The organism is Novosphingobium sp. 550D, from assembly GCF_057401885.1.
This window is the reverse complement of record NZ_CM171613.1, coordinates 1,283,092-1,306,955: the sequence shown is the minus strand read 5'-3', so window position 1 is coordinate 1,306,955 and position 23,864 is coordinate 1,283,092. Positions and strand designations below refer to the sequence as shown.

At 62.9% G+C, this 23,864-nt stretch carries 24 protein-coding genes; 9 read left to right on the top strand and 15 right to left on the bottom strand.

The window, feature by feature from the left end; translation table 11 throughout:
* Positions 1–34: 34 nt before the first annotated feature.
* Positions 35–286 (bottom strand): hypothetical protein, encoded by a 252-nt coding sequence (locus tag AC2S2E_RS06220; protein WP_476101062.1) that lies wholly within the window; start codon positions 284–286, stop codon positions 35–37.
* Positions 283–1,008 carry a lipoyl(octanoyl) transferase LipB gene (gene lipB, locus AC2S2E_RS06215; protein ID WP_476101060.1) on the bottom strand — a complete coding sequence of 242 codons (726 nt, stop codon included), beginning with the start codon at positions 1,006–1,008 and terminating at the stop codon, positions 283–285. Before lipB ends, AC2S2E_RS06220 begins: the two co-directional genes overlap by 4 nt.
* Before the next feature lie 75 nt (positions 1,009–1,083).
* Here lipB and AC2S2E_RS06210 point away from each other — a divergent pair, with 75 nt between their 5' ends.
* Positions 1,084–1,899, top strand: coding sequence for a DUF7847 domain-containing protein (locus AC2S2E_RS06210; protein WP_486524133.1), 816 nt, complete (start codon positions 1,084–1,086; stop codon positions 1,897–1,899).
* Between the two features lie 48 nt (positions 1,900–1,947).
* Here the strand turns inward: AC2S2E_RS06210 and AC2S2E_RS06205 are convergent, their stop codons facing one another.
* The 5 genes from AC2S2E_RS06205 to AC2S2E_RS06185 form a co-directional block, all read right to left on the bottom strand.
* Positions 1,948–2,577 (bottom strand): class I SAM-dependent methyltransferase, encoded by a 630-nt coding sequence (locus tag AC2S2E_RS06205; RefSeq protein ID WP_486524132.1) that lies wholly within the window; start codon positions 2,575–2,577, stop codon positions 1,948–1,950.
* A 151-nt stretch (positions 2,578–2,728) separates the two neighbouring features.
* Positions 2,729–3,073 carry an arsenate reductase family protein gene (locus AC2S2E_RS06200; RefSeq protein WP_476101053.1) on the bottom strand — a complete coding sequence of 115 codons (345 nt, stop codon included), beginning with the start codon at positions 3,071–3,073 and terminating at the stop codon, positions 2,729–2,731.
* Positions 3,070–3,582, bottom strand: coding sequence for a (2Fe-2S)-binding protein (locus tag AC2S2E_RS06195; RefSeq protein ID WP_486524131.1), 513 nt, complete (start codon positions 3,580–3,582; stop codon positions 3,070–3,072). The genes AC2S2E_RS06200 and AC2S2E_RS06195 overlap by 4 nt, the downstream gene beginning before the upstream one ends.
* A gap of 41 nt (positions 3,583–3,623) precedes the next feature.
* Entirely contained in the window at positions 3,624–5,657 is a 2,034-nt protein-coding gene (locus tag AC2S2E_RS06190) for a TonB-dependent receptor plug domain-containing protein (protein ID WP_486524130.1), read from the bottom strand.
* Positions 5,593–5,946: a hypothetical protein gene (locus AC2S2E_RS06185; RefSeq protein WP_486524129.1), complete on the bottom strand. Its 354-nt coding sequence runs from the start codon at positions 5,944–5,946 to the stop codon at positions 5,593–5,595. Before AC2S2E_RS06185 ends, AC2S2E_RS06190 begins: the two co-directional genes overlap by 65 nt.
* Between AC2S2E_RS06185 and dxs the strand changes: the two genes are divergently transcribed.
* Both dxs and AC2S2E_RS06175 read left to right on the top strand, forming a co-directional pair.
* Positions 5,945–7,888: a 1-deoxy-D-xylulose-5-phosphate synthase gene (dxs, locus tag AC2S2E_RS06180; protein ID WP_476101048.1), complete on the top strand. Its 1,944-nt coding sequence runs from the start codon at positions 5,945–5,947 to the stop codon at positions 7,886–7,888. The two genes, AC2S2E_RS06185 and dxs, sit on opposite strands and share 2 nt — an antisense overlap.
* Positions 7,885–8,328: a DUF2141 domain-containing protein gene (locus AC2S2E_RS06175; RefSeq protein ID WP_476101046.1), complete on the top strand. Its 444-nt coding sequence runs from the start codon at positions 7,885–7,887 to the stop codon at positions 8,326–8,328. Before dxs ends, AC2S2E_RS06175 begins: the two co-directional genes overlap by 4 nt.
* A 56-nt stretch (positions 8,329–8,384) precedes the next feature.
* Here AC2S2E_RS06175 and AC2S2E_RS06170 read toward each other — a convergent pair whose 3' ends face one another.
* Complete coding sequence (locus AC2S2E_RS06170; protein WP_486524127.1) at positions 8,385–9,029, bottom strand: ABC transporter substrate-binding protein; 645 nt, start codon at positions 9,027–9,029, stop codon at positions 8,385–8,387.
* Positions 9,030–9,279: 250 nt separating this feature from the next.
* On the opposite strand from AC2S2E_RS06170, the gene ispH reads away from it, so the two are divergent.
* On the top strand, positions 9,280–10,245 hold the full coding sequence (gene ispH / locus AC2S2E_RS06165; RefSeq protein ID WP_476101751.1) for a 4-hydroxy-3-methylbut-2-enyl diphosphate reductase: 966 nt from the start codon (positions 9,280–9,282) through the stop codon (positions 10,243–10,245).
* 23 nt (positions 10,246–10,268) lie between these two features.
* Positions 10,269–11,414 (top strand): adenosyl-hopene transferase HpnH, encoded by a 1,146-nt coding sequence (hpnH, locus tag AC2S2E_RS06160; protein WP_476101042.1) that lies wholly within the window; start codon positions 10,269–10,271, stop codon positions 11,412–11,414.
* A gap of 41 nt (positions 11,415–11,455) precedes the next feature.
* On the opposite strand, the gene AC2S2E_RS06155 is transcribed toward hpnH, so the two are convergent.
* The 7 genes from AC2S2E_RS06155 to hpnA are packed head-to-tail and all read right to left on the bottom strand — an operon-like array spanning position 11,456 to position 19,191.
* On the bottom strand, positions 11,456–12,133 hold the full coding sequence (locus tag AC2S2E_RS06155) for a phosphorylase family protein (protein ID WP_476101040.1): 678 nt from the start codon (positions 12,131–12,133) through the stop codon (positions 11,456–11,458).
* Positions 12,121–14,058 carry a squalene--hopene cyclase gene (gene shc / locus AC2S2E_RS06150; RefSeq protein ID WP_486524126.1) on the bottom strand — a complete coding sequence of 646 codons (1,938 nt, stop codon included), beginning with the start codon at positions 14,056–14,058 and terminating at the stop codon, positions 12,121–12,123. The genes AC2S2E_RS06155 and shc overlap by 13 nt, the downstream gene beginning before the upstream one ends.
* Positions 14,055–15,326 (bottom strand): hydroxysqualene dehydroxylase HpnE, encoded by a 1,272-nt coding sequence (gene hpnE, locus AC2S2E_RS06145; RefSeq protein WP_486524125.1) that lies wholly within the window; start codon positions 15,324–15,326, stop codon positions 14,055–14,057. The genes shc and hpnE overlap by 4 nt, the downstream gene beginning before the upstream one ends.
* A gap of 2 nt (positions 15,327–15,328) precedes the next feature.
* Complete coding sequence (gene hpnD / locus AC2S2E_RS06140; protein ID WP_486524124.1) at positions 15,329–16,183, bottom strand: presqualene diphosphate synthase HpnD; 855 nt, start codon at positions 16,181–16,183, stop codon at positions 15,329–15,331.
* A gap of 4 nt (positions 16,184–16,187) precedes the next feature.
* Entirely contained in the window at positions 16,188–17,054 is an 867-nt protein-coding gene (hpnC, locus tag AC2S2E_RS06135) for a squalene synthase HpnC (protein ID WP_486524123.1), read from the bottom strand.
* Complete coding sequence (locus tag AC2S2E_RS06130) at positions 17,051–18,199, bottom strand: glycosyltransferase (protein WP_486524122.1); 1,149 nt, start codon at positions 18,197–18,199, stop codon at positions 17,051–17,053. Before AC2S2E_RS06130 ends, hpnC begins: the two co-directional genes overlap by 4 nt.
* Positions 18,196–19,191 (bottom strand): hopanoid-associated sugar epimerase, encoded by a 996-nt coding sequence (gene hpnA, locus AC2S2E_RS06125; RefSeq protein ID WP_486524120.1) that lies wholly within the window; start codon positions 19,189–19,191, stop codon positions 18,196–18,198. The genes AC2S2E_RS06130 and hpnA overlap by 4 nt, the downstream gene beginning before the upstream one ends.
* 56 nt (positions 19,192–19,247) lie before the next feature.
* Here hpnA and hpnI point away from each other — a divergent pair, with 56 nt between their 5' ends.
* Genes hpnI through AC2S2E_RS06105 form a run of 4 tightly spaced genes read left to right on the top strand, consistent with a single transcriptional unit; the run spans position 19,248 to position 23,659 of the window.
* A complete protein-coding gene (hpnI, locus tag AC2S2E_RS06120) occupies positions 19,248–20,384 on the top strand; it encodes a bacteriohopanetetrol glucosamine biosynthesis glycosyltransferase HpnI (RefSeq protein WP_486524119.1) in 1,137 nt (378 codons plus the stop codon).
* Positions 20,381–21,826 carry a hopanoid biosynthesis associated radical SAM protein HpnJ gene (hpnJ, locus tag AC2S2E_RS06115; protein ID WP_476101025.1) on the top strand — a complete coding sequence of 482 codons (1,446 nt, stop codon included), beginning with the start codon at positions 20,381–20,383 and terminating at the stop codon, positions 21,824–21,826. Before hpnI ends, hpnJ begins: the two co-directional genes overlap by 4 nt.
* A gap of 4 nt (positions 21,827–21,830) precedes the next feature.
* Positions 21,831–22,649, top strand: a complete 819-nt coding sequence (gene hpnK / locus AC2S2E_RS06110; protein WP_486524118.1) for a hopanoid biosynthesis-associated protein HpnK — start codon at positions 21,831–21,833, stop codon at positions 22,647–22,649.
* Entirely contained in the window at positions 22,649–23,659 is a 1,011-nt protein-coding gene (locus AC2S2E_RS06105) for an MlaA family lipoprotein (protein WP_486524117.1), read from the top strand. Before hpnK ends, AC2S2E_RS06105 begins: the two co-directional genes overlap by 1 nt.
* Positions 23,660–23,864 lie beyond the last annotated feature (205 nt).

The window sequence follows — 23,864 nt, the reverse complement described above, 5'->3', positions numbered from 1 at the left end:
GCGGCGCGATGCGCCCCGGTATTCGGCGTAGGGCTTATTCCTCGGCGCTGCTCGCATCGTCTGCGGCGGGGGTTTCGGGCGCGGCGCTGCTGGCCTGCACCGGCGCGGCGCGCGGGGCCAAGGGCGCGCGCGAGGTCAGCGCGTCATAGGCAATCATCGCATCGCTGGTCGATCCGGGCAGGATCTGGCCCGTTGCGGTGCGCTGATCCTCGGCCTTGTTGGCCTTTTTGCCCCAACATCCGCCAAGCGCCAGCGTGAGGGCAAGGATCGTAACGGCGCGCTTCATGCCTGTTCCCCTTCGGGCTTGGTGGGTGCGGCCTCAACCGGGCATGCCTGCTCCAGCTTGGCCAGAAATTGTCCGGCCCGTGCCAGCAATGCGTCATCCCATTGCTGTGCCGTCACCGAAATGCCCAGACGTTCCAGCGAGGTCACGCCCTTTTCCGCAATGCCGCAAGGAACGATGCCGGTGAAATGCGACAGATCCGGGTTCAGATTGACCGAAAACCCATGCATCGTCACCCAGCGGCGAATGCGCACGCCAATGGCGCCGATCTTGGCCTCGGTCCCGTCAATGTCGCGGGTCCAGATGCCCACGCCCGCATCGCTGCGCCAGCTTTCTACACCGAAATCGGACAATGTGTCGATCACCCATCCTTCCAACGCATGGACAAAGCCGCGCACATCACGCGCCCGCTGTTTCAGGTCGATCAGGACATAGCCGATCCGCTGTCCCGGCCCGTGATAGGTATATTTGCCGCCGCGCCCCGCCTCGACCACTTCGAACCGGGGGTCCAGCATGTCGGCCTGTTGCGCGCTGGTGCCCGCGGTATAGACAGGGGGATGTTCGAGCAGCCAGATCAGGTCCGGCGCAAGCCCTTCATAAATGGCGCTATTGCGCGCGGTCTGAAACTCCAGAGCATCGCGATAGGACACCTGGGCGTAATCACGGCGCACGGCAACGCCATTATCCAGCGAAATCTCGGCTTTGATTGCATCTTGCATGACCATGATTCTTGCGTGGGGCAATCCGCTCCGCTTATCAAGGGGGCAGATGCGCCGCATTCGGCGCAAGAGGAGTACCCCATGCGTTTTGACAGCAATCTGGCCTGGCGGACGGCCCATGCGGCGATTCGGGCCAATCGGGATGTTCTGCTGGCGATGGCGGGGGTGTTCTTTCTGCTGCCCCGTCTGGCCTTTACCCTGTTGATGCCCGATCCGCCCGCCGCACAGGGCATGTCGCCCGCCCAATCGATGCAGGCAATCGAGGAATTCTACAGCAAAGCCATGCCCTTCATGATCCCCATGCTGGTGGTTCAGGCGGCGGGCATTCTGGGCATATTGACCCTGTTCACCGACCGCACCCGCCCCACCGTGGGCCAAGCGCTCTCGCTGGGGGCCAAGGGCGTGTTTCCCTATATTGGCGCGCAATTGCTGCTGGCGATGGCGGTGGTGGTGCTGGGCGGCGGTTTGGTCGGCGTGCTGGGGCTGGCGAATCAGCCCGCAGTGGCCGCGCTGGGCATGGTGATCGTCGGGGTGCTGGCGCTGGGCGCCTATGTCCGCATGTCGCTGGTCGCGCCGGTGGTGGCGGTCGAACGGGTCTATAATCCGATCAAGGCGCTGCAACGGTCATGGGCGATCACGCGGGGCAATTTCTGGCGCCTGATCGGTTTTGCCGTTCTGGTGGGCGTGGTCGTGCTGGTGATCAGCCTGGCGGCGGTTTCCATCGGCGGTTCGATTGGCGCATTGGCGGGCGGGCCGGATGCCAGCCGAATTGTTTCGGCCATCGTTTCATCGCTGCTGGCCGCGATATTCACGCTTTACATTGCGGCGCTGATGGCGGCGATCCACCGCCAATTGGCCGGGCCTACGGTTGAGGATATTCGCGCGACGTTTGAATAATCGTGAGGATGCGAGGGGCCCGCCCCTCGCGCCCGCATCAGCGCCGGATCAATCCTCGTCCTTCCAGCCCCAGAACAGGAAACAGGGCGGGACGTTGATCCATTCCAGCCCCTTGTCGATGCGCTTAAAGAACTGGGCCATGAAATCGCCCGCGCGCGGGGTGAACTGATAAACAAGGAAAGCCCCGCCCTTGCGCAGCACACGATAGGTCGCGCTGGCAATCGCCGGACCGACGCCGGGCGGCAGAGTCGAAAAGGGCAGGCCCGAAATCACATAATCGGCCTTTTCATGGCCATGGGCGCGCACGATTTCCTCGACATCGGCGGCCGAACCGTGAACCGCGACAAAGCGGCTGTCGGTGATCGTGTGCTGCAAATATTCGATGAAATCGGGGTTAAGGTCGATCACCAGCAACGTGCCGTCACGGCGCAGGCGATCCAGAACAGGCTGGCAAAACGTGCCCACGCCCGGACCATATTCCACGAAAAGCTTGGTATTGTCCCAATCGACCGCGGACAGAACGCGATTGATGGTAAATCGCGAGGAAGGCACGATCGAGCCGACCATCACCGGATTTTTCAGAAAGCCTTCGAAGAAAACTCCCCACGGCCCCAAGGCTCGCTTCAGCCTGCTTTTCACTTTGGCAAGCGGCGCCTGTCCGGCCATTTCGGTTGTCATGCTCGTGTCAAATCCCTACCCTAGACATCCGCGTCTGATGGATGGTTTGCAAAAGTGCAAGCGCTTGGCAAGCCGCCTTGCGCAAGATTTGCCGCAAACTGCGTCGGGACGGGACAGTAATCCACCGTCACGGCGCGTTCACGGATGCGGTTCAAAGGATCTGATGGACCAGATCCTGTGGGCGGCACAGGCGGACACCCTTGTCGGTTTCGACCAAAGGCCGCTCGATCAGCTTGGGTTCGGCCTCCATCGCGGCCAGAACGGCGGCATCCTCGGCATCGGGCAAGCCTCGTTCCACCGCGTCCGTCCCGCGCAGGCGCAGGCCCTGTTGCGGCGTCATGCCCGCGTCGCGATAGAGCTGGGCCAGCTTGGCGGCGCCGGGCGGGGTTTTGAGATATTCAACCACGGTGACATCGACGCCGGGCGTTTCCATCAGGATCGCCAATGTTTTGCGCGATGTGCCGCAGGCCGGATTGTGCCAGATCGTGGCTTTCATGGGTTCTTCCTTTGTTGCGCGCCGCCCGGAGGAGGCACCGCGGCGATGGTTTCCATGCCCCGCATCACCCGCCCGGCGCGCTGGATCGCGCGGACCAGCCGGGGATAGATGCCGCAACGGCACAGGTTGGTCATCGCCTTGGCAATGTCATCGGCGCTGGGGTCGGCATTGGCGGCCAGAAGCGCCGCCCCCGCCATCACGATACCGGGCGTACAGAAACCGCATTGGATCGCGCCTTCGGCCACCAGCGCCTGTTGCACGGCATGGGAACGGTCGCGGCTGAGGCCCTCAATCGTGGTGATGGCGCGCCCCTCGGCCTGCGCCAAGGTCATCTGGCATGAGGGCAAAGCCTGACCATCGACCATGACCATACAGGCCCCGCATTCGCCGGTCCCGCAGCCATATTTCGCCCCCGTCAGATTGGCCCCGCAACGCAAGGCCCAGAGCAAGGGCGTCTGAACATCCATGCGCAGATCGACCGGATGGCCATTAAGGGTGAAGGCGGACATGGAACCTCCCATGCCCGCCATCCCGCCTTACTTCAACCCAATTACTTCAGCCCGAAACGCAGGCCCGCCCAGACGGTGCGCGGCGCGCCAATGTCCATGCTGCCCGCCTGATTGCGGGTGATGACGGTGACATTGGCCAGATTTTCCCCGCGCAGGATAAAGCTGACACCGTGGCCCAAGGGGGCCTGAACAAAGGCGCCGATGGTGGTGGCCGATGGCATCAGATAGGTTTGCAGGTCATCCTCATATTGCGACCCGAAATGGCGCAGGACCAAGGCCCCCTGCCACCCGTCGCGCGGTTTCCATGTCACGGTCGCGCTGGCGGCGATCTTGGGGGTTTGCGCGGGGCGCATACCATTCAGGCCCGCCTGCGCCCCGCTGGCCCGCACCACCGCATCGGTCAGGGCAAGGCTGCCATCCAGGCTGATCCGCCCCAGATCGAGGGCAGCGGCAAATTCAAGACCCCGTGCGCGGATCGCATCAACATTCTGGCGCATGCGGGTGATCGTCGTCGCAGTCTGGGCCGTGGTGACATTGGCGATGGCATGGGCCACACGGTTATAGAAAGCCGTGGCCGAAAGTTTCAGCGCCGGAACGGGTGTGAAATCAATGCCCGCCTCATAGCCTTCCATCATTTCATTGCCCAGCGCCGCATTGGCATTGGTCACGGTCGACACGCCCGAAGCCACCAGCGTAAAGCTGCGATAGAGTTCGTTGATCGTGGGCTGACGCAGGCCGGTATAGGCCGATCCGCGCAATTCCAGCCCCGGCGCGACCTTGAGCAAAGCCCCGCCGCGCCCGGTCACCGCCCAATCGCTGCGCGGGGCATAGGCGTTGTTGATGGTGATGGTGCCGGTCGCATTGGCCTGACGGGAATAGCCCGCATTCACGCTCCATCGGTCCGCACGCACCCCGCCGGTCAGCGTCAGCGGCCCCAGTTTCCAGTCATCTTCGGCATAGAATCCCAGATCATCATTGCGCCCGCCCGCCCAGCGATAGGCCGTGACCGCCCCCGTGGCCGCATTATAGGCGATTTCATTCAAATCACCCTTGGCGCTGCGCCAATCGCTGCCGATGCGCAGCAGGTGGTCCGGCCCGATCGGCGGGCGGATTTCCACCTTGGCGCCAAGGCCGGTGGCCGGGGTACGGCGTTGATCCAAACTGGGGCGGAATGTCGTGGCCGACACGGTCACGTTGGAAAAGCCACGATCCTGAATATAGGCCAGCGCATCAAACTGCCACTTGCCCCGGCCCACCAGACGCAGCGAAAAATCCTCGCCGCTGCTATGGCTGACCGCGCCGGCAAAGCGCAGGGTGCGGTGATCGTCAAAGGCCATCACGCGGGCCTGAAGCTCGACATTATTGGCAATCGGCGCCACGCCGCGCGCGCCGACCGACCAGCTGTCGTAACGCGATTTGACGCTGGCGCCCACGCGCTGGCTCTCCGGCGTAGTCCAGAAACCGTCGCCGCGATCCCACCGGCCATAAACCTGTGCAAAACCCGCGCCCAGTTTCGGGGCCAACGCGCCCGACACAGTCGTTTCACCGCGATCATTGGCCAAAGCCTCGCCCGAAAACAGGCCCATCGCGTCGCGGCCCGCGCTGTTGAGTTCGATGGTCCCGGCCACCGCGCCCGAACCGAAAGCCCCCGAACCGCCGCCCCGCGTCACCCGGATCGAACCCAGACGTTCAGGCGTGATCGCATTCCACGGCACCGACCCGAACATCGGATCGGCCATCGGCACACCGTCCAGCAAAACCTGGGTCCGCGCCGCCGCATTGCCGCCCAGCGCGCGCAGCGTCACGCCCTGTGCCGAAGGATTGGAATAACGGCTGTCGCTGCGACGAAACTGTTGAAAACCCGCCACATTGGCCAAAACATCCTCGATCCGCCCCGACGCCGAGGATGTGATCGTTTCCCGGTCGATCTCTCGCGAGGAATAGGCGGGCACAGCAGGGGCGGCGCCCAAACCGGTTCCGGTCACGATAATAGGCGAATTGGCTTCTTCATCAGAAGCCTGCGCCACCGATGGCAGCAAAAGTGCCGGTATCAGGGCGGCTTTGGCCAACAACATGGCTCGCGATGCCGGCGCGCGCATTTTCATCCTCGATCCCCTTACGAATATTCTTGTGCTTTTGCCCAATGCCTAACGACACAATGCCCCCATTGCATAGCTGGCCGAAGGGATGAGGCACCTTTATCCGCCATGTCCTTGACCAAAACAGGAAAAACAAGTGCATCAAGGGGACAGACGCATTTTTTCCTGTACCTGTGTTTCCCATATCCCACTTGCAACAATCGCCCGCCGCAAATGCGATGCGGTCAATCGACAGGGCGCTTGAACCTGTGTAAGGCTGGGGCATGGAAGCTGAACTGAAGACGCCGATCCTCGATCGAGTGAAGGTGCCCGCGGATATGCGTGGCCTGTCCATGGGTGAATTGCGCCAACTGGCCGATGACGTGCGCCAGGAAATGATCCATACCGTTGGCCAGACCGGTGGCCATCTGGGATCGGGTCTGGGCGTGGTCGAATTGACCGTGGCGCTGCATTACGTGTTCGACACGCCGCGTGACAAGGTGATCTGGGACGTGGGCCATCAGGCCTATCCGCACAAGATTGTCACCGGTCGCCGCGACCGCATCCGCACTTTGCGCCAACCGGGCGGCCTGTCGGGCTTTACCAAGCGCAGCGAATCCGAATACGACCCCTTTGGCGCGGCCCATTCCAGCACCTCGATCTCGGCCGCCATCGGCTTTGCCATGGCCAACAAGATGTCCGATCAGCCCGGCAAGGCGATTGCCGTCATCGGCGATGGTTCGATGAGCGCGGGCATGGCCTATGAGGCGATGAACAACGCGCAGGCCGCAGGCAACCGTCTGGTCGTGATCCTGAACGACAATGATATGTCGATCGCGCCGCCCGTCGGCGGGCTTTCGGCCTATTTGGCGCGTCTGGTGTCCTCGCGTCCGTTCCTTGAACTGCGCGAAATTGCCAAGAAGGTTTCGCGCCACCTGCCCGCCCCGCTCTCGCGCGCGGCCAGCAAGACCGACGAATTCGCCCGCGGCATGGTCATGGGCGGGACGCTGTTCGAGGAATTGGGCTTTTATTATGTCGGCCCGATTGACGGACACAATCTGGAACAGTTGATCCCGGTTCTGGAAAATGTCCGCGATGCCGCCGCCGGCCCGTGCCTGATCCATGTCGTCACGCAAAAGGGCAAGGGCTATGGCCCCGCCGAAGCGGCGGCGGACAAATATCACGGCGTCCAGAAATTCAACGTCATCACCGGCGAACAGGTCAAGGCCCCCGCCAAGGCCCCCGCCTATCAGAACGTCTTTGGCGAAACGCTGGCCAAAATCGCCGATACCGATGACAAGATTGTGGCGATCACCGCCGCCATGCCGTCGGGCACCGGCGTCGACAAATTCGCCAAGGCGCACCCGGACCGCAGCTTTGACGTCGGCATTGCCGAACAGCATGCCGTGACCTTTGCCGCAGGTCTTGCCGCACAGGGGATGCGTCCGTTCTGTGCGATTTACTCCACCTTCCTGCAACGCGCCTATGATCAGGTCGTGCATGACGTGGCGATTCAGAATTTGCCGGTGCGTTTCGCGATTGACCGCGCGGGCCTTGTCGGCGCCGATGGCGCGACCCATGCGGGCACGTTTGACATCACTTATCTGGCCTCGCTGCCCAATTTCGTGGTGATGGCGGCGGCTGATGAGGCCGAACTGGTCCATATGACCTATACGGCGGCCCAACATGACAGCGGGCCGATTGCCTTCCGCTATCCGCGCGGCAATGGCGTGGGCGTGGAAATGCCTGCGGTTCCGCAAAAGCTGGAGATCGGCAAGGGGCGTATCGTGCGGGGCGGAGCCGGCAAAATCGCCATCCTCAGCCTCGGCACGCGTCTGGCCGAGGCGGTCAAGGCGGCTGAAGTGCTGGAGGCCAAGGGCCTGCCCACCACCGTTGCCGACCTGCGCTTTGCCAAGCCGCTGGACGAAGAACTGATCCGCCGTCTGGCCAAGACGCATGAAGTGGTCGTCACCATCGAGGAGGGCGCCATCGGCGGCCTTGGTTCGCATGTGCTGACGTTGGCCAGCGACGAAGGGTTGACCGATGGCGGGCTGAAAATCCGCACGATGCGTCTGCCCGATGTGTTCCAGGACCACGATGCGCCCGACAAGCAATACGATACGGCGGGCCTCAACGCGCCGCATATTGTGGAAACGGTGCTGAAAGCTTTGCGCTGGAACGATGCCGATGTGATCGGCGCCGACATCGTGGGCGAGGTTCGCGCTTGAGCCTTGCCGCGATAGTTCTGACGCTGGCGGCAGCGGCCGCGGAGCCTGCCGCCAACGGCGCGCCTTTGACGGTGGTCGTGGACAATGTGCGGTCCAATGTGGGCCGGGTGCATGTTGCGCTCTGCCCGCAAAAGACGTTCCTGAAGGATGACTGCCTGCTGGAAAGCTCGGCCCCGTCGCAAAAGGGTTCGACCAGCGTGACCTTTGCCAATGTGCCCCCCGGCGAATGGGCGGCACAGGCGTTTCAGGACGAGAATGGCAACAAGAAGGTCGATCAGAACTTCATCGGCATCCCCAAAGAGGGCGTAGGTTTTTCCCGCGATGCCAAGATCGTGTTCGGCCCGCCCAAATGGCGCGACGCGGTCATCACGCATGAGGCAAAGCCCCAGACGATCCACTTTGCCCTGCGCTATTTCATGGGGCCGTCGGGGCCGAAATGAAAAACCCCGGCGCGCCGATGGGCATGCCGAGGTCCATTCACTCTATACCGCCGCCCTTACTTCGGATTGGCGGCCAATCGGTTAAGGTGACCGACCAGAGCGGCCGCGCCGCCCTTGGAAATCACACTGGCAAAATCGGAACGGCGCGTGGCGATCTGGCTGATCGCATTGCGATAGAACACGTCGATCACTCGCCACTGGCCCCCGCTTTCCCGCAGGCGATAGTTGAGCGATTCATTCGTGCCCGCACCGGTCAATTGCGTGCGCACCAGCTTGTCCGTGCCGCGCGTCTCCACGCCGCCGACCATGGTGATCTTCTGGCCCGAATAGCCGTCGAAATTGGCGGCATATTGAGCCACCGTCATCGCGCGAAAGGCCGCAATCACATTGGCCTGTTCCAGCGGCGAAAAGGTTGTCCAGGGCGGGCCGACCGACAGGCGCGCCATGGCGGGAATATCAAACGCGCGGTCAACAACCGGACCGATCACGCGGGCGCGCCCGGCCTGACCGCCGCCAGCCTTCATCGTCGCGATCAGGCCAGCGTTGAGAGCCTCAACCGTCTGTGCCGCCGGATCACCGGCCTGTGCGAAAGCCACGCCCGGTACCGCCAAAATCGAAACCGGCGCCAGAACGCCCAGCGCCAAAGCCGCCTTGATCGATGCGAATCCCGATTTACGCGTCATGTTCAATCCAACCGTCATGCCAACTCCAGACCGAATATATCGGCATTTTCCCATATACGCCCCATGTGCCGCGCGCCATGACGCGTCCTTGCGCATGAGCAATACGTAAAACAAGTGGGATGAGCGCGCAATGAAGCCCCGGTTCAGGCTACTGCAAGCTTTTCTCTGTCAACGGAATTGGTTACAATGACCCTATGATACAGGGTGCGATATCCAAGGTTACAAAGGGGTTAACCGTTTGACGCCGACTGAGAGTTCCCCCGCTCTGCTGCTTGCAGCTCCTCTTTCCATCAAATTGGCATCGCCGCGCGGATTTTGCGCAGGGGTTGTCCGCGCGATTCGCATTGTGGAACGCGCTCTCGAAATGCATGGCGCGCCGGTTTATGTCCGCCATGAGATTGTTCATAACGCGCATGTCGTGAACAGGTTGCGTGCCATGGGCGCTATTTTTGTCGAAGAGCTCGATGAAGTGCCCGCCGGCGCCGTCACCGTGTTTTCCGCCCATGGCGTGCCGCAAAGCGTCGAGCAGGAAGCGCAAAGCCGCAGCCTGCCGGTTTATGACGCGACATGCCCCTTGGTGACCAAGGTGCATTTGCACGGCGGGCGCTTTGCCCGCGACGGACGCCATGTGGTTCTGATCGGCCATGAAGGCCATCCCGAAGTCGTCGGCACGCTGGGCCAGATCCCCGCGCCGGTCCATCTGGTGGCAACGCCAGAGGATGTGGCGTTCCTGCCGCTCGATGATGATGCGCCGATTGCCTATGTGACGCAGACCACCCTGTCAGTGGACGATACGCGCGGGGTGATTGCCGCCCTGCACGAACGTTTTTCCGATGTGGCCGGGCCGGACGTATCCGACATCTGTTACGCCACGCAAAACCGCCAGAATGCCGTGCGCGCGCTGGTCGAGGAATGCGATGCGCTGATCGTTGTCGGCGCGGCCAATTCCAGCAATTCGAACCGGCTGCGCGATGTGGCGCTGGCTCTGGGCAAACCGGCATGGCTGGTGGGCGATGGCAGCGAAGTGTCGATGGACTGGCTGGACGGGGTGGAACGCCTTGGCATCACCGCCGGGGCCAGCGCGCCCGAGGAACTGGTCGAAGATGTGATTGCCGCAATCGCCCTTACGCGAAAAATAACCGTCTCAGAGCTTGACGGCACCCGCGAAAACGTGTCGTTCAGCCTGCCTGCGGCCCTGCGCCGGGCGGGTGATGCCGCCCGCGCCCGCGCGTAATGCCCTGTTTGGAGTAAGCCCCCTTGTCCCTTCCCCTTGGCCCCGCCCTTCGCATTGCTGGTCATGCCATTTCCAGCCAGATCAAGGGCGGCAAATATCCGCTCGTGCTGATGCTCGAGCCGCTGCTGCGCTGCAATCTGGCCTGTCCGGGCTGTGGCAAGATCGATTATCCCGACGCGATCCTTAACCGCCGCCTGTCGGTGGAAGAATGTATGGCCGCGATCGAGGAATCGGGCGCGCCCGCCGTGTCGATCGCGGGCGGCGAACCGCTGCTGCACCGGGATATGCCCAAGATTGTCGAAGGCTATATCGCGCGCAAGAAATTCGTGATCCTTTGCACCAACGCGCTGTTGTTGAAAAAGAAGATCAACGATTACAAGCCCTCGTCCTATTTCACCTGGTCGATCCATCTGGACGGCGACAAGGCCATGCACGACAAGGCCGTCGATCAGGAAGGCACCTATGACGTCGCGCTCGAAGCGATCCAGCTGGCCAAGTCGAAGGGTTTCCGCGTTCAGGTCAATTGCACCGTGTTCAACGATGCCAAGCCGGATCAGCTGGCCAAGTTCCTTGACCTGATGGCTTCGCTCGATGTCGAAGTGACGATTTCGCCCGGCTATGCCTATGAACGCGCCGCCGATCAGGAACACTTCCTGAACCGCGAAAAGACCAAGAACCTGTTCCGCGACCTGCTGCGCAAGGGCAATGGTGGGAAATCGTGGAAGTTCACCAACTCGCCGCTGTTCCTCGACTTTCTTGCGGGCAACCGTTCGTATGAATGCACGCCCTGGTCGATGCCTTTGCGCACGGTGTTTGGCTGGCAAAAGCCCTGCTATCTGGTGGGCGAAGGCTATGTCGACACCTTTGCCGAGCTGATGGAAGGCACCGATTGGGATCAATATGGCGTCGGCAAGTACGAGAAATGCTCGAACTGCATGGTCCATTGCGGCTTTGAAGGCACGGCGGCCAAGGAAGGGCTGACGCGTCCGTGGGAATTCATCAAGGTGGGCATGCAGGGCATCCGCACCGATGGCCCAATGGCGCCCGACATCGACATTTCCAACGCCCGCAAGGCCGTGGACGTTCACGCCACGCAGGTTGAGGCGGAATTGGAAAAGATCAAGATCGCCGATCCCGAAGGATATGCCCGCGCCACTCGCGCGGCCTGAAAATGAAAAAGGCGGGGACCAAAATCCCCGCCTTTTTCGTATCATCGCAAGTCAAAACCCAATTGCGGCCCGGCCTGTTTTGATCCCTTGATCAACGCCCGATAGGCTTTGGAAAAACCCACAAGCGTCTTGGTCAACGCGCCAAGTTGCCCCGGATTTTGCCGGATCGAATTGAACACCGCGCCCAGCGCCAGATCGCCATCAGGCCCCATCATGACATTGACCGCAGGCGGCAATTCCACCTCGGCAATATCGGAAATGCACCGCAACACGACAAAGGGCAGGTTCATATGCGCCGCCACTTCGGCAACGATATGGCTTTCCATATCGGCGGCCACGGCGGCGCTGGCCCATGCGCGCTCGGCCTTGTCATGCGAATCGGTCAACAGATGGCCGTCTGCGTGGATCGTGCCGACGCGCGCGCCGGGCAACAACTGGCGTAACACCTCGACCCAGCGTTCATCGCATTTGGCGTGAAACGTGCCGGTCAATCGCTTGCCGATCACCATCGTGCCCAATTTCAGCGTGTGGTCGATGGCGCCTGCCATGCCATAACTGATCAAGGCGCTGGCGCTCTGGGCGCGCACCATCAATTCTTCGCGCAAACGTTCGGGATCATTGCCCCCGGCCATCACCACGACGTCATGTTTGTTCAGCACCGCTGCTTCACGCAACGTGCCTGTCACCGCGATCACCGGCTTGCCGTTCACATTCCCCACTGGGCTTGCTCCACATTGGCCTGCGCCATGTTGCGATACCGTGCCAGAGCCCAAAGCGGGAAATAGCGCGGATAGCCATGATAACGCAGGTAAAAGACTCGCGGGAAGCCCCCGCCCGTATAATGCTCCTGCCCCCAGAGACCGTCATCGGCCTGATTTTCGACCAGCCACGCGATCCCGCGCGCAACCGCATCACTCTTTGCCTCACCCACCGCCATCAGGCCCAGACACGCCCATGCGGTCTGGCTGGCGTTGGATTGGAATGTTTCATGCCCTTTGCGGTCCAGCGCATAGGAATCGCAGCTTTCCCCCCAGCCACCATCCTCATTCTGCACTGTTTTCAGCCATGCCACCGCGCGGGCCACCATCGGATGGTCGCGCCCAATCCCTACCCGACCCAACGCGCAAAGCACAGACCATGTTCCATAGACATGGTTGACACCCCAACGGCCAAACCAACTGCCTTCCTTTTCCTGTTCCTTTTCCAGCCAACCCAGCGCGGCCTTCATGCGCGGGCTGTCGATCGGCTCGCCCATCTGGGCCAGCATCGAGACGACCCGCGCCGAAACATCGGCCGTCGGCGGGTCCAGCAAGGCGCCATGATCGGCAAAGGGCAGGTTGTTGAGATAAAGCTTGTCATTGTCCGCATCGAATGCGGCAAACCCGCCATCCTTTGATTGCAGCCCCACAGTCCATTCGACGCCGCGCGCGATGGCCTGCTTGTCTTTGTCGCCGCGAAAGCCCGATGCGCGGTCCATCGCCATCACCACAACCGCGGTGTCGTCCAGATCGGGATAATGGTCATTATTATACTGAAACGCCCAGCCGCCGGGGCGGACGTCGCGCTGTTCGGCCCAATCGCCCACGGTGTCCATGATCTGGCGCGGCCCCAACCAGTCGAGCGCGCGATTGGCCGCCGCAATGCTCTGCTCGCTGCCGACCTCCAGCATGGCGTGGGCGGCAAGCGCCGTGTCCCACACCGGCGAAACGCAGGGTTGGCAATAGGCTTCGTCATCCTTGATCACCAACAGCCGTTCGACCGATTCCCGCGCGATGGCACGATGCGGGTGATCCGGGGCATAGCCCAGAACGTCGAACATCATCACGCTGTTGGCCATGGCCGGATAGATCGCGCCAAGGCCATCGACGCCGTTCAGCCGCTCGATCACCCATTCTTCGCACAATTTGATGGCGCGGGCGCGCATCGACTTGGGCCAATGGCCCTCAAACTTCTTCAGCCCCCAATCCAGTGCCTCGAATCCGTTTTTCCACACGGGATGAACATGGTCGGCCTGGCTGGTCAGCTTGCGCGCGACGCCGGTGAAGAGTTCATCAACGAACACCTGCCGGGGATTGCGCGCCACTGGCTTCAACGCGCACAGCACCAGCAAAGGCACCACCACCGTCCGCGCCCAATAGGACATTTTCAGCAGATGGACCGGGAACCAGCGCGGCGCGAGGATCAGTTCGGGCGGGATCGTTGGCACCACATCCCATGACCCCGCGCCAAACAGCGCCAATTGGATACGGGTAAAGACATTGGCGGCTTCGGCCCCGCCCGCCTTGTGGATCGCGGCGCGGGCGCGGGCCATATGGGGCGCGTCCACATCGTCGCCGATCATTTTCAGAGCATAATAGGCCTTCACACTGGCCGAAACATCAAACCCGCCTTCGTGATAGAGCGGCCAGCCATCATGCGCGTCCGATTGGATCCGCCGCAGATAGCGGCCAATCTTGGCCTCAAGCACGTCATCCACAGGTTCGCCAAGGAAGTGGCGCAGGAGGATATATTCCGACGGAATGGTGGCGTCGGCTTCCAGTTCATAGACCCAGTGGCCATCCTCGCGCTGTTCACCCAACAGCGATTGCGAGGCGCGCGCGATGGTGGCGTCCAACAGGGCGCGTTCAGGGGCAGCTTCGCTCATCGTCCTTTTCCATATGTCACAGGCTGGCCCAGAACCAGCCGCGCCGCGCTGTCGCCAGAGCGGATTGCGCCCTCGATCGTCGCGGGCAAACCATTTTGCACCCAGTCGCCCGCCAGAAACAGATTGCGCCAGCGGGTGCGCGTTGGGGGCCGCTTGGCGTCCTGCTGCGGCGTGGCGGCGAATGTGGCGCGCTTTTCCTTGACGATCTGCCACGATGGCATGGGGTGCGTGATGCCCAAAGCCTGCGCCACTTCGGCCCAGATCATTGTGGCCAGCGCCTCGCGGTCATCGTCGATCAGGCGATCCGCGCCCGAAATCGTCACCGAAATCCGGTCCGGATGGGTAAAAATCCATTCGCTGGTGGCATTCGTCAGGCCCAGCATTTCGGGTGCCCCCTCCGGCGGGGTACAGGCGAAATGGGCGTTGAGGATCGAGCGGTGATCATCCGGCACCACCAGATCCGGCACCAGCGAGGCCGCCACCCATGCGGGCACGGCCAGAACGACCGCCTCATCGGGCGCCATCGCCTGTTCCCCATCGGCCCATTCCAGCGCCGACACGACATCACCGTCAAAGCGAATGCCGCGCAATCGCCGCCCGGTCCGAAACGCAACGCCCTTTTCGCCCAACCACGTCACAGCCGGGTCGATAAAGGCGGCGGCCAAATTGGGGACGGCCACACGCGGCGCGCTGGCCCGCCCGCCCTTGGCCAGCGTTTCGGCCAGAACATTGGCGCAAAGCCCCGCGCTCGACACCGCTGGATCGGTGTTGAGCGCGGCCAGCAGGACGGGATGCAGCATCCGTTCCCACACCGGCCCTTCTGGTTTTACCAGATCGCCGATGGTCTGATCCGCCCGCCCCTTGAGCAAGCGGCCCAGCGGCAGATAATCGGCCAGACGCGACCCCGGCACCCGGCGTGATGGCACAAAAACCCACCACGGCACCGGCCCGTCATTGATCCGCAGCGTCCAGCGTTCGCCGGTTTTCAGATCGGCAAAGGCGAAATCGGCATGGTCCGGCCCGGCCAGAGGCTCGCTCGCGCCGATCAGGTTGCGGAACCGCGCCACCGCCGGATTACCCGCCAGAACCAGATGGTTGCCATTATCGATGGTCAGGCCCAGCGACGGGTCGAAATAGGACCGGCAACGCCCGCCTGCCCTTGGCCCCGCCTCGGACAGCGCAACGGGCACGCCGGCCACGGTCAATTCCACCGCGGCGGCCAGACCGGCCATACCCGCGCCCACCACTTCGGCCCGGACAAATCCCATGCTCAACCCGTCACCAGATGGCGGATCAGCGAGAAGATCAGGCGCGGCTTGGACGTGCTGATCCGGCGGCGCGGGGCCTGCCAGCCTTGGGCCAGCATTTTGCGCAGGACCAGCGCATAGGCTTCCTCCATCAGGCGCGGGGCGATCAGGCGGCCCTTGGGCCTTGCGGCAAGACAGGCGCCCGCCTCGATGAAATGCGCCTCGGCCCGCGCGGCCAGCCAGCGCGCGGCGCTGTCCATGCCGGGGTCCTGCATCAGGGCTTCGGGCGTTGTCGGGCGGATGCCCGCATGGGTCAGCGCCTCGATCGGCAGATAGACGCGGGCAATTTCCGCATCCTCGTCCAGATCGCGCAAGATATTGGTGAATTGCAGCGCCCGGCCAAGGTGATGCGCCAGATGGACGCCCTCGTCCCGGTTCATGCCAAAGATATTGACCGACAGGCGCCCGACCGCGCTGGCCACGCAATCGCAATAATGGTCGAGCCTGGCAAAGGTCGGCCATTGGATATCGCCATCAACATCCATCTGCATCCCTTCGATCACGGCCAGAAAGTCGGCTTCCTCCAGCGCGAAATCGCGGATCGCCTGGGCCAGAAAGCCCGCCTGTCCGGTATCGCCGCCGCGATAGAGCGCGCCGATCCAGCGCCGCCAGTCGGCCAGCATCGCGCCGCGTTGGTCGCGCGGGGCCTGTTGATCATCGGCAATGTCATCGACAATCCGGCAAAAGCCATAAATGGCGAACATCGCCTCACGCTCGGCACGCGGCAGGATGCGCATGCCGGCATAAAAGCTGCTGCCGGCCACCTTGGCGCGAAGGCCATCGGGAAGGGTTTCGGGCGATAGGGTCATAGTATTCATAATCTCAGCCCGGCAGGATCCGCCGCCCCGCCTGCCGCAATGCAGCACGAAGCGCAAGGGTCAAGGCGCGCAGCTTGGTGTGGTGGACCTTTTCGCTCAAAGGATCGCGAGCCAGCAAGACTTCGCACAAATCCTCGGCAAGGCGGTGGATCACGGCGACTTCGGTGGCCAGCCGCCAGTCGCGGATCGCCTTGGCAAAGGGCGCGCTGGCGCGCAAAAGCCCTTGCGTGCGCAGAGTCAGGTCGGTGATGATGTCGCGCAGGGCCGGATTGGAACGCGGCTCGCCCAAGGCCTCCACCCCGATCCCTGCGGCGCGCAGCGAATCGAGCGGGATATAGACCCGGTTGATCGTTCGATAATCCTTGGCGCAATCCTGAAGGTGGTTGATCACCTGCAACGCGGCGCAAAGCGCGTCATTCATCGGCCACAGCGCGCGATCCTCGCCATGGCAATCAAGGACGAAGCGCCCCACCGGCATGGCCGAATAGCGGCAATAGTCGATCAGCCCGGCCCAATCTTCATAGCGATCAATCGTGCAGTCGCGTTCAAACGCGGTCAACAGGTCATGGGCATGGGCCAGACTGATCCCCCGTTCGCGGCAAACCGTGCCCAGCGCCTGCGCCAGAGGATCGCCCACGCCCGCCTCGCCGCCTTCAAGGCCGGCACGCATCAGGCCCAGCAGGCGCAGCTTTTCCGCAGGCGGCGCGGTGGGGTGATCGGCAATATCGTCCGCCGCACGGGCAAAACGGTAATAGGCCATCACCGGCGCGCGGCAATCGGGGCGCACCAGAAAACTGGCCACGGGGAAATTCTCGCCCGTGTGATCCTTGCCGCTTTGCAGATCGGCGGTGGTCAGGAAAGTGTCTGTCATGCCCCCGAAATGCCCCCAGAAACGTCTAATGCCTGTGCGCGGCCTTTCCACATGCCGCCCTTGCCCCGGTAATAGGCCCAAGCTGAATAGATTGTGCATGAAACATAGAACAGCGCGACCAAAGGCAGGGCCAGCGCGCGCATCGGCGCCCGCCCGTAAAAGCCCAAAATCGGCTGATAGGAACCCAGCATCAGCCCCAGCGCGATCAGGCCCATCACCTGAACCGAGCCACGCGCCATCAACGCCAGCCACACCGGCGCCCCAAACATCAGCCCCAGCCCCAGCACCGTACCCACCAGCATCAGCGGATTATAGCGCAATTGCGCGTAAGCGCTGCGCGCGATCATCATGCCGATCTCGCGCCAATTGCTGTAGGGCCGGATCGACACGCTGCGCCGCGTCAGGCCCAGCCAGATCGGGCCTTGCTTTTTAATCAGCGCGCCCAAGGTGCAATCATCGATCAGCGCCCCGCGCATCGCGCCAATGCCGCCTGCGGCCTCCAACGCGTCGCGCTCGACCAAAACGCATCCGCCCGCCGCGCCCGCGACCGGCCCCCGGCGATTGATCCAGTTGAACGGATAGAGCATCATGAAAAACCAGATGAAGGCGGGCACCAGCCACTTTTCCGCCCATGTCCGGCATGACAGCAGCGCCATGAAGGACACCAGACGCCGATTGCCACCATGGGCAATGCCGACCAATCGCGTCAACGTATCGGGCGCATGTTCGATATCGGCATCGGTCAGCCACAGATAATGCGGCGCCCCGGCCTGCGCGATGCCCTGATGCACGGCCCAGAGCTTTCCGGTCCAGCCCGCGCCCAGCGGCGCGCCCTGAACCACGGTCAGCCGATCAGAACCCAAGGCGCGGGCCAGATCGCCGGTGCCATCCTCGGAATTGTCATCCACCAGCACGACCCGGAACGATCCGGCATAATCCTGACGCAGAAGGCTGCCGATGGAGCGGGTGATCACATCGGCCTCATTGCGGGCCGGGACGACGGCGACCACATCAGGCCAGACGTCGGGCGCGGCAAAGGGGGCGTTGTCATCCGCCTCTCGGCAGGTCCAGAAGCCCGTGGCCACCAGCCCCAGCCAGATCGCCAGCACCAGCGCGGAGAGCCAGATCATGGGGGGCCAGATCATGGGATCATCCCTTCCTGCGCAAACCAGTTCAGCGCATCGCGCACCGCTTCCTGCCACGGGCGGGCGGTATAGCCGAGTTCAGCCTGCGCCCGCGCGCTGGAAAAATACATGTGGTGGCGCGCCATTTTCAGCGCGTCCACGGTGACAAAGGGTTCCACCCCCGTCATCCGCCCCCACAATTCCGCGCCCACCGCCAAGGGGAACAGTGGCGCGACCGGCAATTTCACCCGCGGTGGTTTCCGCCCCACAGCCGCGCAGATTTCCGCCAACATCGCGCCCAGCGTCACATCCTGACCGCCCAGAATATAGCGCCGCCCGATCTGCCCCCGCTCCGCCGCCAGCAAGTGCCCGCGCGCCACATCCTCGACATGGACAAGGTTGAGGCCGGTTTCGACATAGGCGGGCATCCGCCCATGCGCGCATTCGACAAGGATGCGGCCCGTAGGCGTCGGTTTGACATCGCGCGGGCCGATGGGGGTCGATGGCTGGACAATAATCGCGGGCAATCCCTCGCGCGCCACCATATCCTCGACCAAGCGTTCGGCCACGACCTTGGATTGTTTGTAAATGCCCACCGCCTCGGCCACGCTGGCCGGGCGGGTTTCATCGGCCACGCCATTGTCCAGCGGCTTCAAGGTCGCCACGGACGAGGTGTAAACCACCCGCCCCACCCCCTCGGCCAGAGCGGCGCGCATGACCGCGCGGGTCATCACCTCATTGTTGCGCAGGATTTCGCCGGGATCGCGCGCCCACAGGCGATAGTCGGCCGCGACGTGGTACAATTCGGCCCCGCCGCGCATCGCCTCGCGCACCGCACCCTCGTCGCGCAGGTCGGCCTCGACAATCTCTCCGGGAAAATCGAGCAGATTCACCCGCGAGGAGGAACCGCGCACCACCCCGCGCACCGCCCGCCCCTGCGCCGCCAGCACCCGCGCCACCGCGCTGCCCAGAAAACCGGCCACGCCGGTAACGATCGTGATGGGTCCGCTCATGGCCGATGCCCCTAAACCCTTTTGCTGCGACTGCAAAGCGGTGTAGGGCTCGCACCATGGGATATATCTGGTTGTCATATGGCGTGGTGGGATTGGCGGGCGTTGCCTTGCTCTATCAACTCTTTGCCATGGCCGCCGTGGGCCGTTTTTTCGCCGGGGCGCCAGCGCCGGACGCGCCTGTCCGGCCGATCACCATTCTCAAACCCCTCCATGGCGCCGAACCACGTCTGGCGGAAAATCTGGCCGGGTTTACGCGGCAGGATTATGACGCCCCCGTCCAGATCGTCATGGGCACCAATGCCCCCGATGACGGCGCCGCGCCGGTGGCCCGCGCCATGGTCGCCGCGCATGACAATATCGCCTTTTACCCCGGACCGCGAGCGCCTGCCGCCAATGGCAAGGTCGGCTCTCTGATCGCGATGATGCCCTTGGCCGAACATGATGTGCTGGTCCTGTCGGACAGCGATATGGTGGTCGAACCCGATTACCTGTCCTGCATCAACAATGCCTTGGACCAGCCGGGCGTGGGGGCGGTTTCCTGCCTCTATGTCGGGCGGGGCGATGAGGGATTGTGGAGCCGAATCGGCGCGGTAATGATTTCGGCCCAGACCTTGCCCAATATGGTCGTCAGCCTGATCACCGGCATGGCCCAGCCATGCATGGGGTCCACCATTGCCCTGCGCCGCGAAACGTTGAATGCGATGGGCGGGTTTGAAGCTCTGGCCGATGTTTTGGCCGATGATCATGCCATCGGCGCTGGCGTTCGCGCGCAAGGGCTGCGAGTCGATATTCCGCCGATGATCCTTGTCCATGCCGGGGTGGAGCGCTCCTTTGGCGCGCTGTGGCGGCAACATTTGCGCTGGGCCGTGACGGTGCGCGATCTGGCCGGGGTGGGCCATTACGGCTCGATTGTCACCCATGGCCTGCCTTTGGCCATGCTGGCCGCGCTGTTGATGCCGGGAATTGGCGGCGCGCTTTTGCTCGCCATGATCCTCGCCCGCCTTGCGCTTGCAGCAAAGGTTCATAAATATGCGCCTATTGCCCCCCCGCTATGGCTTATCCCTGCCGCCGACCTCATCAGCTTTTGCATTTTTTGCGCCAGCCTGTTCGCAACTGCGATTGATTGGCGCGGCGCAAGCCTTACAATGACCGCCAAGGGCCGGATCGCCGCCCACACCAAGAGAGACCGATGAAGCGCACCATTTTTCTCCAAGCCCCCTCCTTCCACGGTTTCGACGGGGGCGCCGGCGCCCGCTATCAGGCCAAGCGTGAGATCAAGAGCTTCTGGTATCCGACGTGGCTGGCCCAGCCCGCCGCGATGGTGCCGGGATCGAAACTGATCGACGCGCCCGCTCATGATCTGAGCTGGGAAGACATCGCCCACGAATTTGACACGGCCGAACTGGTCATCCTCCACACCTCGACGCCCAGCTTTATGCAGGACATCAAGACGGCCGAACTGATCAAGGCCCGCAACCCCAATTGCCTCGTCGGCTTTGTCGGCGCCAAGGTAATGATCGAGACGCAGCAAAGCCTTGAGGCCAGCACCGCGATCGATTTCGTCGCGCGTGAGGAATATGATTACACCTGCGTCGAACTGGCCGAGGGGCGCCCCTTTGCCGAGATCGACGGCATTTCCTATCGCGGGCCGGACGGCACGATCATCAACAATAAAAACCGCGCCATCATCGAGGATATGGACGCGCTGCCCATGGTTTCGCCCATGTACAAGCGCGACCTGAAGATCGACAATTACTTCATCGGTTATCTCAAGGCACCCTATGTGTCCTTCTACACGGGCCGCGGGTGCAAGAGCCGCTGCACCTTCTGTCTGTGGCCCCAGACGATTTCGGGCCACCGCTATCGCTCGCGCTCGGTCGGCAAGGTGATCGAGGAAATCCAGTACATCATCAACGAAATCCCCGAAACCAAGGAGATCTTCTTTGACGATGACACGCTGACCGATGACATCGACCGCGTCGAAAAGCTGGCCATCGCCATGGGCGAACTGGGCTTTGGCAAGCCGGGCTTCCCGCTGACGTGGAGCTGCAACGCCAAGGCAAACGTGCCCCGCAAGACGCTGGAAATCATGAAGGCCAATGGCTGCCGCCTGCTTCTGGTGGGCTATGAAAGCGGCAATCAGCAGATCCTGCATAACATCAAGAAGGGCCTGCGCGTCGAAGTGGCGCGTGAGTTCACCAAGAATTGCCACGAGCTTGGCATCGCCATCCACGGCACCTTCATCCTCGGCCTGCCCGGCGAAACGCTGGAAACGATTGAGGAAACCATCCGCTATGCCCAGGAAATCAACCCGCACACCATTCAGGTGTCGCTGGCCGCGCCCTATCCGGGCACGTTCCTGTATAATCAGGCGGTGGAAAACGGCTGGTTTGCCGGTGGCAAGCCGATGACCGACGATGGCGGCCATCAGATCGCGCAATTGTCCTATCCCCACCTGCCCGCCAGCGTGATCCACGCCAAGGTCGAGGAATTCTACAAGCGCTTCTATTTCCGCCCGCGCAAGATCGGCGCCATCGTCAATGAAATGGTGCGCGATTGGGACATGATGAAGCGCCGCCTGCGCGAAGGCGTGGAATTCTTCCAGTTCCTGCGTCAGCGCAAGGAAGCCGCATAAGCCGATGAGCATTCGCCGTCTCGTGGTGACAGCCGATGATTTCGGCGCCGCGCAGGCGGTGAATGAAGCGGTCGAGCGCGCGCATACGACCGGCATCCTGACCGCCGCCAGCCTGATGGTTTCGGGCGAGGCGGTGGAGGATGCGGTGGAACGTGCGCGCCGCCTGCCGGACCTTGGCGTGGGCCTGCATGTGGTGCTGGCCGACGGCGTTCCGGTTTTGCCGCCCGAACAGGTGCCCGCGCTGGTGGGGCCGGACGGGCGGTTTCACGATTCGATGGTGCGCACGGCCTTTGCCATTGCCCTGTCCCCCGCCGCTCATGCCCAAATGCGGGCCGAAGTGGCGGCGCAATTTGCCGCCTTTGCCACGACGGGCCTGAAACTCGACCATGTCAATGCACACAAGCATTTCCACCTTCACCCGATGATCGCCTCGGTCATTCTGGCCGAAGGGCGGCGACATGGCTTGCGCTCGATCCGTATGCCTGCCCAAGCCGGGACCGGGTTGATGGAAGGCTGGGCGCGCTTTCTGGGGCGGCGCTGGCGCAAGGCGGGGCTGGCCACCAATGACAATGTCGCGGGGCTGATCCAGACCGGGGCCTTTACCGCCGACCGCATGGCGCAGGCGTTGCAGGCATTGCCCGAAGGTTTGACCGAGCTTTACACCCATCCCGCCACGGTGGATGCCTATCCCGGTTCTGCGCCGGGCTATCAATATCGCGCCGAACTGGCCGCGCTGACCGATCCGGGCGTGATCGCGGCTTTGCGGGACAGCGGGGTGGAAATCGGCCATTTCGCCAGTTTTGCCGGCTCACAGGTCGCCTGATGGCGCTGCCTCTTATCCTTCCGCTGGCGCTAGCGCCGATCGCCGCCGTGGTCAGCGCGCCCGAACCGGCCCCTGCCGAACCCGACGCCAACAATGCCGCCGCAGACGTCGCCGCGATGGCGGGCGAGAGCGCGGAGGAAAACGCCCCCATCATCGTGATGGGCATGGCCCAATCCGCGACCCGCGACGGCAAGAATTTTGAAGAGGCCGACGAAGGCCCCGACAAGATCGCCAATCCCGACAATCCCGATCCGCTCGAAGGCATGAACCGCGTGTTCTTTGCCATCACCCAGCCAATCGACCGCTTTATCCTGCGCCCGGTGGCGATGGTCTATCGCGCCGTCATGCCCGAACCTGTGCGCGATGGGGTGCATAATGCGCTGGCCAACATCTTCATGCCATCGACTCTGGTCAATGACATGATCCAGTTGAAGCCCAAGCGCGCATGGCAAACCGCCAAACGCTTTGCCATCAATTCAACGATTGGCATTGGCGGGCTGGTCGATGTGGCCAAGCGTAAACCCTTCAACACGCCCGCGCACAGCAACGGCTTTTCCAATACGCTGGGCGTGGCGGGCGCGGGGCCGGGGGCCTATCTCTATCTGCCGATCCTTGGCCCCACCTCGATCCGCGATCTAATCGGCCTTGGGGGGGATGCGTTCACCCAGCCGTTGCTGCTGGATTATGTATCGCGTCCGCAAGTGTCGGTCGCGCCCAACCGTCGGACGCGCTCCTTTGTGACGGCGGCCATCTCGGTGTCCACCCCCGGCATGGTCGCGCTGGTGACCAGCGGCATCGACGCGCGCGCGCGGGCCGAACCCGATCTCAAAGCGCTCAAAGGTCAATCGGTCGATTTCTATGCCGCGCTGCGTTCAACCTACCTGCAGAACCGCGCCGGCCAGATCGCCGCGCTCAAAGTTCCGCCGGGGCAGGCGCCCGATGTGCCCGAATTCGACGATGCGCTGGAGGATCCGGCGGTGAAACCGGCAGCGGGTGGGGTTCGGCCTTAGGGAATTAAAAGGTGCCTCCGGCGGGCAAAGGGACTTGTCCCTTTGCAATCCCGATATTGTGTTGGTGGGCGCAACCCTTCCGCATAGGGACCGAAATTTAAAGCCTGCGGCGCATCAACCACTGCCCTATCCGCGCCGCAGGCTTTGATTAGACCGGCCACGCACAAGGCTGCCCACCTCCCACGACCCCATAACGGGATTGCAA

Excerpts from the sequence above, each read along its gene's own strand:
- AC2S2E_RS06220 (WP_476101062.1), bottom strand. The coding sequence starts at position 286 with ATGAAGCGCGCCGTTACGATCCTTGCCCTCACGCTGGCGCTTGGCGGA.
- lipB (WP_476101060.1), bottom strand. The coding sequence starts at position 1,008 with ATGGTCATGCAAGATGCAATCAAAGCCGAGATTTCGCTGGATAATGGC.
- AC2S2E_RS06210 (WP_486524133.1), top strand. The coding sequence starts at position 1,084 with ATGCGTTTTGACAGCAATCTGGCCTGGCGGACGGCCCATGCGGCGATT.
- AC2S2E_RS06205 (WP_486524132.1), bottom strand. The coding sequence starts at position 2,577 with ATGACAACCGAAATGGCCGGACAGGCGCCGCTTGCCAAAGTGAAAAGC.
- AC2S2E_RS06200 (WP_476101053.1), bottom strand. The coding sequence starts at position 3,073 with ATGAAAGCCACGATCTGGCACAATCCGGCCTGCGGCACATCGCGCAAA.
- AC2S2E_RS06195 (WP_486524131.1), bottom strand. The coding sequence starts at position 3,582 with ATGTCCGCCTTCACCCTTAATGGCCATCCGGTCGATCTGCGCATGGAT.
- AC2S2E_RS06190 (WP_486524130.1), bottom strand. The coding sequence starts at position 5,657 with ATGTTGTTGGCCAAAGCCGCCCTGATACCGGCACTTTTGCTGCCATCG.
- dxs (WP_476101048.1), top strand. The coding sequence starts at position 5,945 with ATGGAAGCTGAACTGAAGACGCCGATCCTCGATCGAGTGAAGGTGCCC.
- AC2S2E_RS06185 (WP_486524129.1), bottom strand. The coding sequence starts at position 5,946 with ATGCCCCAGCCTTACACAGGTTCAAGCGCCCTGTCGATTGACCGCATC.
- AC2S2E_RS06170 (WP_486524127.1), bottom strand. The coding sequence starts at position 9,029 with ATGACGGTTGGATTGAACATGACGCGTAAATCGGGATTCGCATCGATC.
- shc (WP_486524126.1), bottom strand. The coding sequence starts at position 14,058 with ATGAGCGAAGCTGCCCCTGAACGCGCCCTGTTGGACGCCACCATCGCG.
- hpnE (WP_486524125.1), bottom strand. The coding sequence starts at position 15,326 with ATGGGATTTGTCCGGGCCGAAGTGGTGGGCGCGGGTATGGCCGGTCTG.
- hpnD (WP_486524124.1), bottom strand. The coding sequence starts at position 16,183 with ATGAATACTATGACCCTATCGCCCGAAACCCTTCCCGATGGCCTTCGC.
- hpnC (WP_486524123.1), bottom strand. The coding sequence starts at position 17,054 with ATGACAGACACTTTCCTGACCACCGCCGATCTGCAAAGCGGCAAGGAT.
- AC2S2E_RS06130 (WP_486524122.1), bottom strand. The coding sequence starts at position 18,199 with ATGATCTGGCCCCCCATGATCTGGCTCTCCGCGCTGGTGCTGGCGATC.
- hpnA (WP_486524120.1), bottom strand. The coding sequence starts at position 19,191 with ATGAGCGGACCCATCACGATCGTTACCGGCGTGGCCGGTTTTCTGGGC.
- hpnI (WP_486524119.1), top strand. The coding sequence starts at position 19,248 with ATGGGATATATCTGGTTGTCATATGGCGTGGTGGGATTGGCGGGCGTT.
- hpnJ (WP_476101025.1), top strand. The coding sequence starts at position 20,381 with ATGAAGCGCACCATTTTTCTCCAAGCCCCCTCCTTCCACGGTTTCGAC.
- hpnK (WP_486524118.1), top strand. The coding sequence starts at position 21,831 with ATGAGCATTCGCCGTCTCGTGGTGACAGCCGATGATTTCGGCGCCGCG.
- AC2S2E_RS06105 (WP_486524117.1), top strand. The coding sequence starts at position 22,649 with ATGGCGCTGCCTCTTATCCTTCCGCTGGCGCTAGCGCCGATCGCCGCC.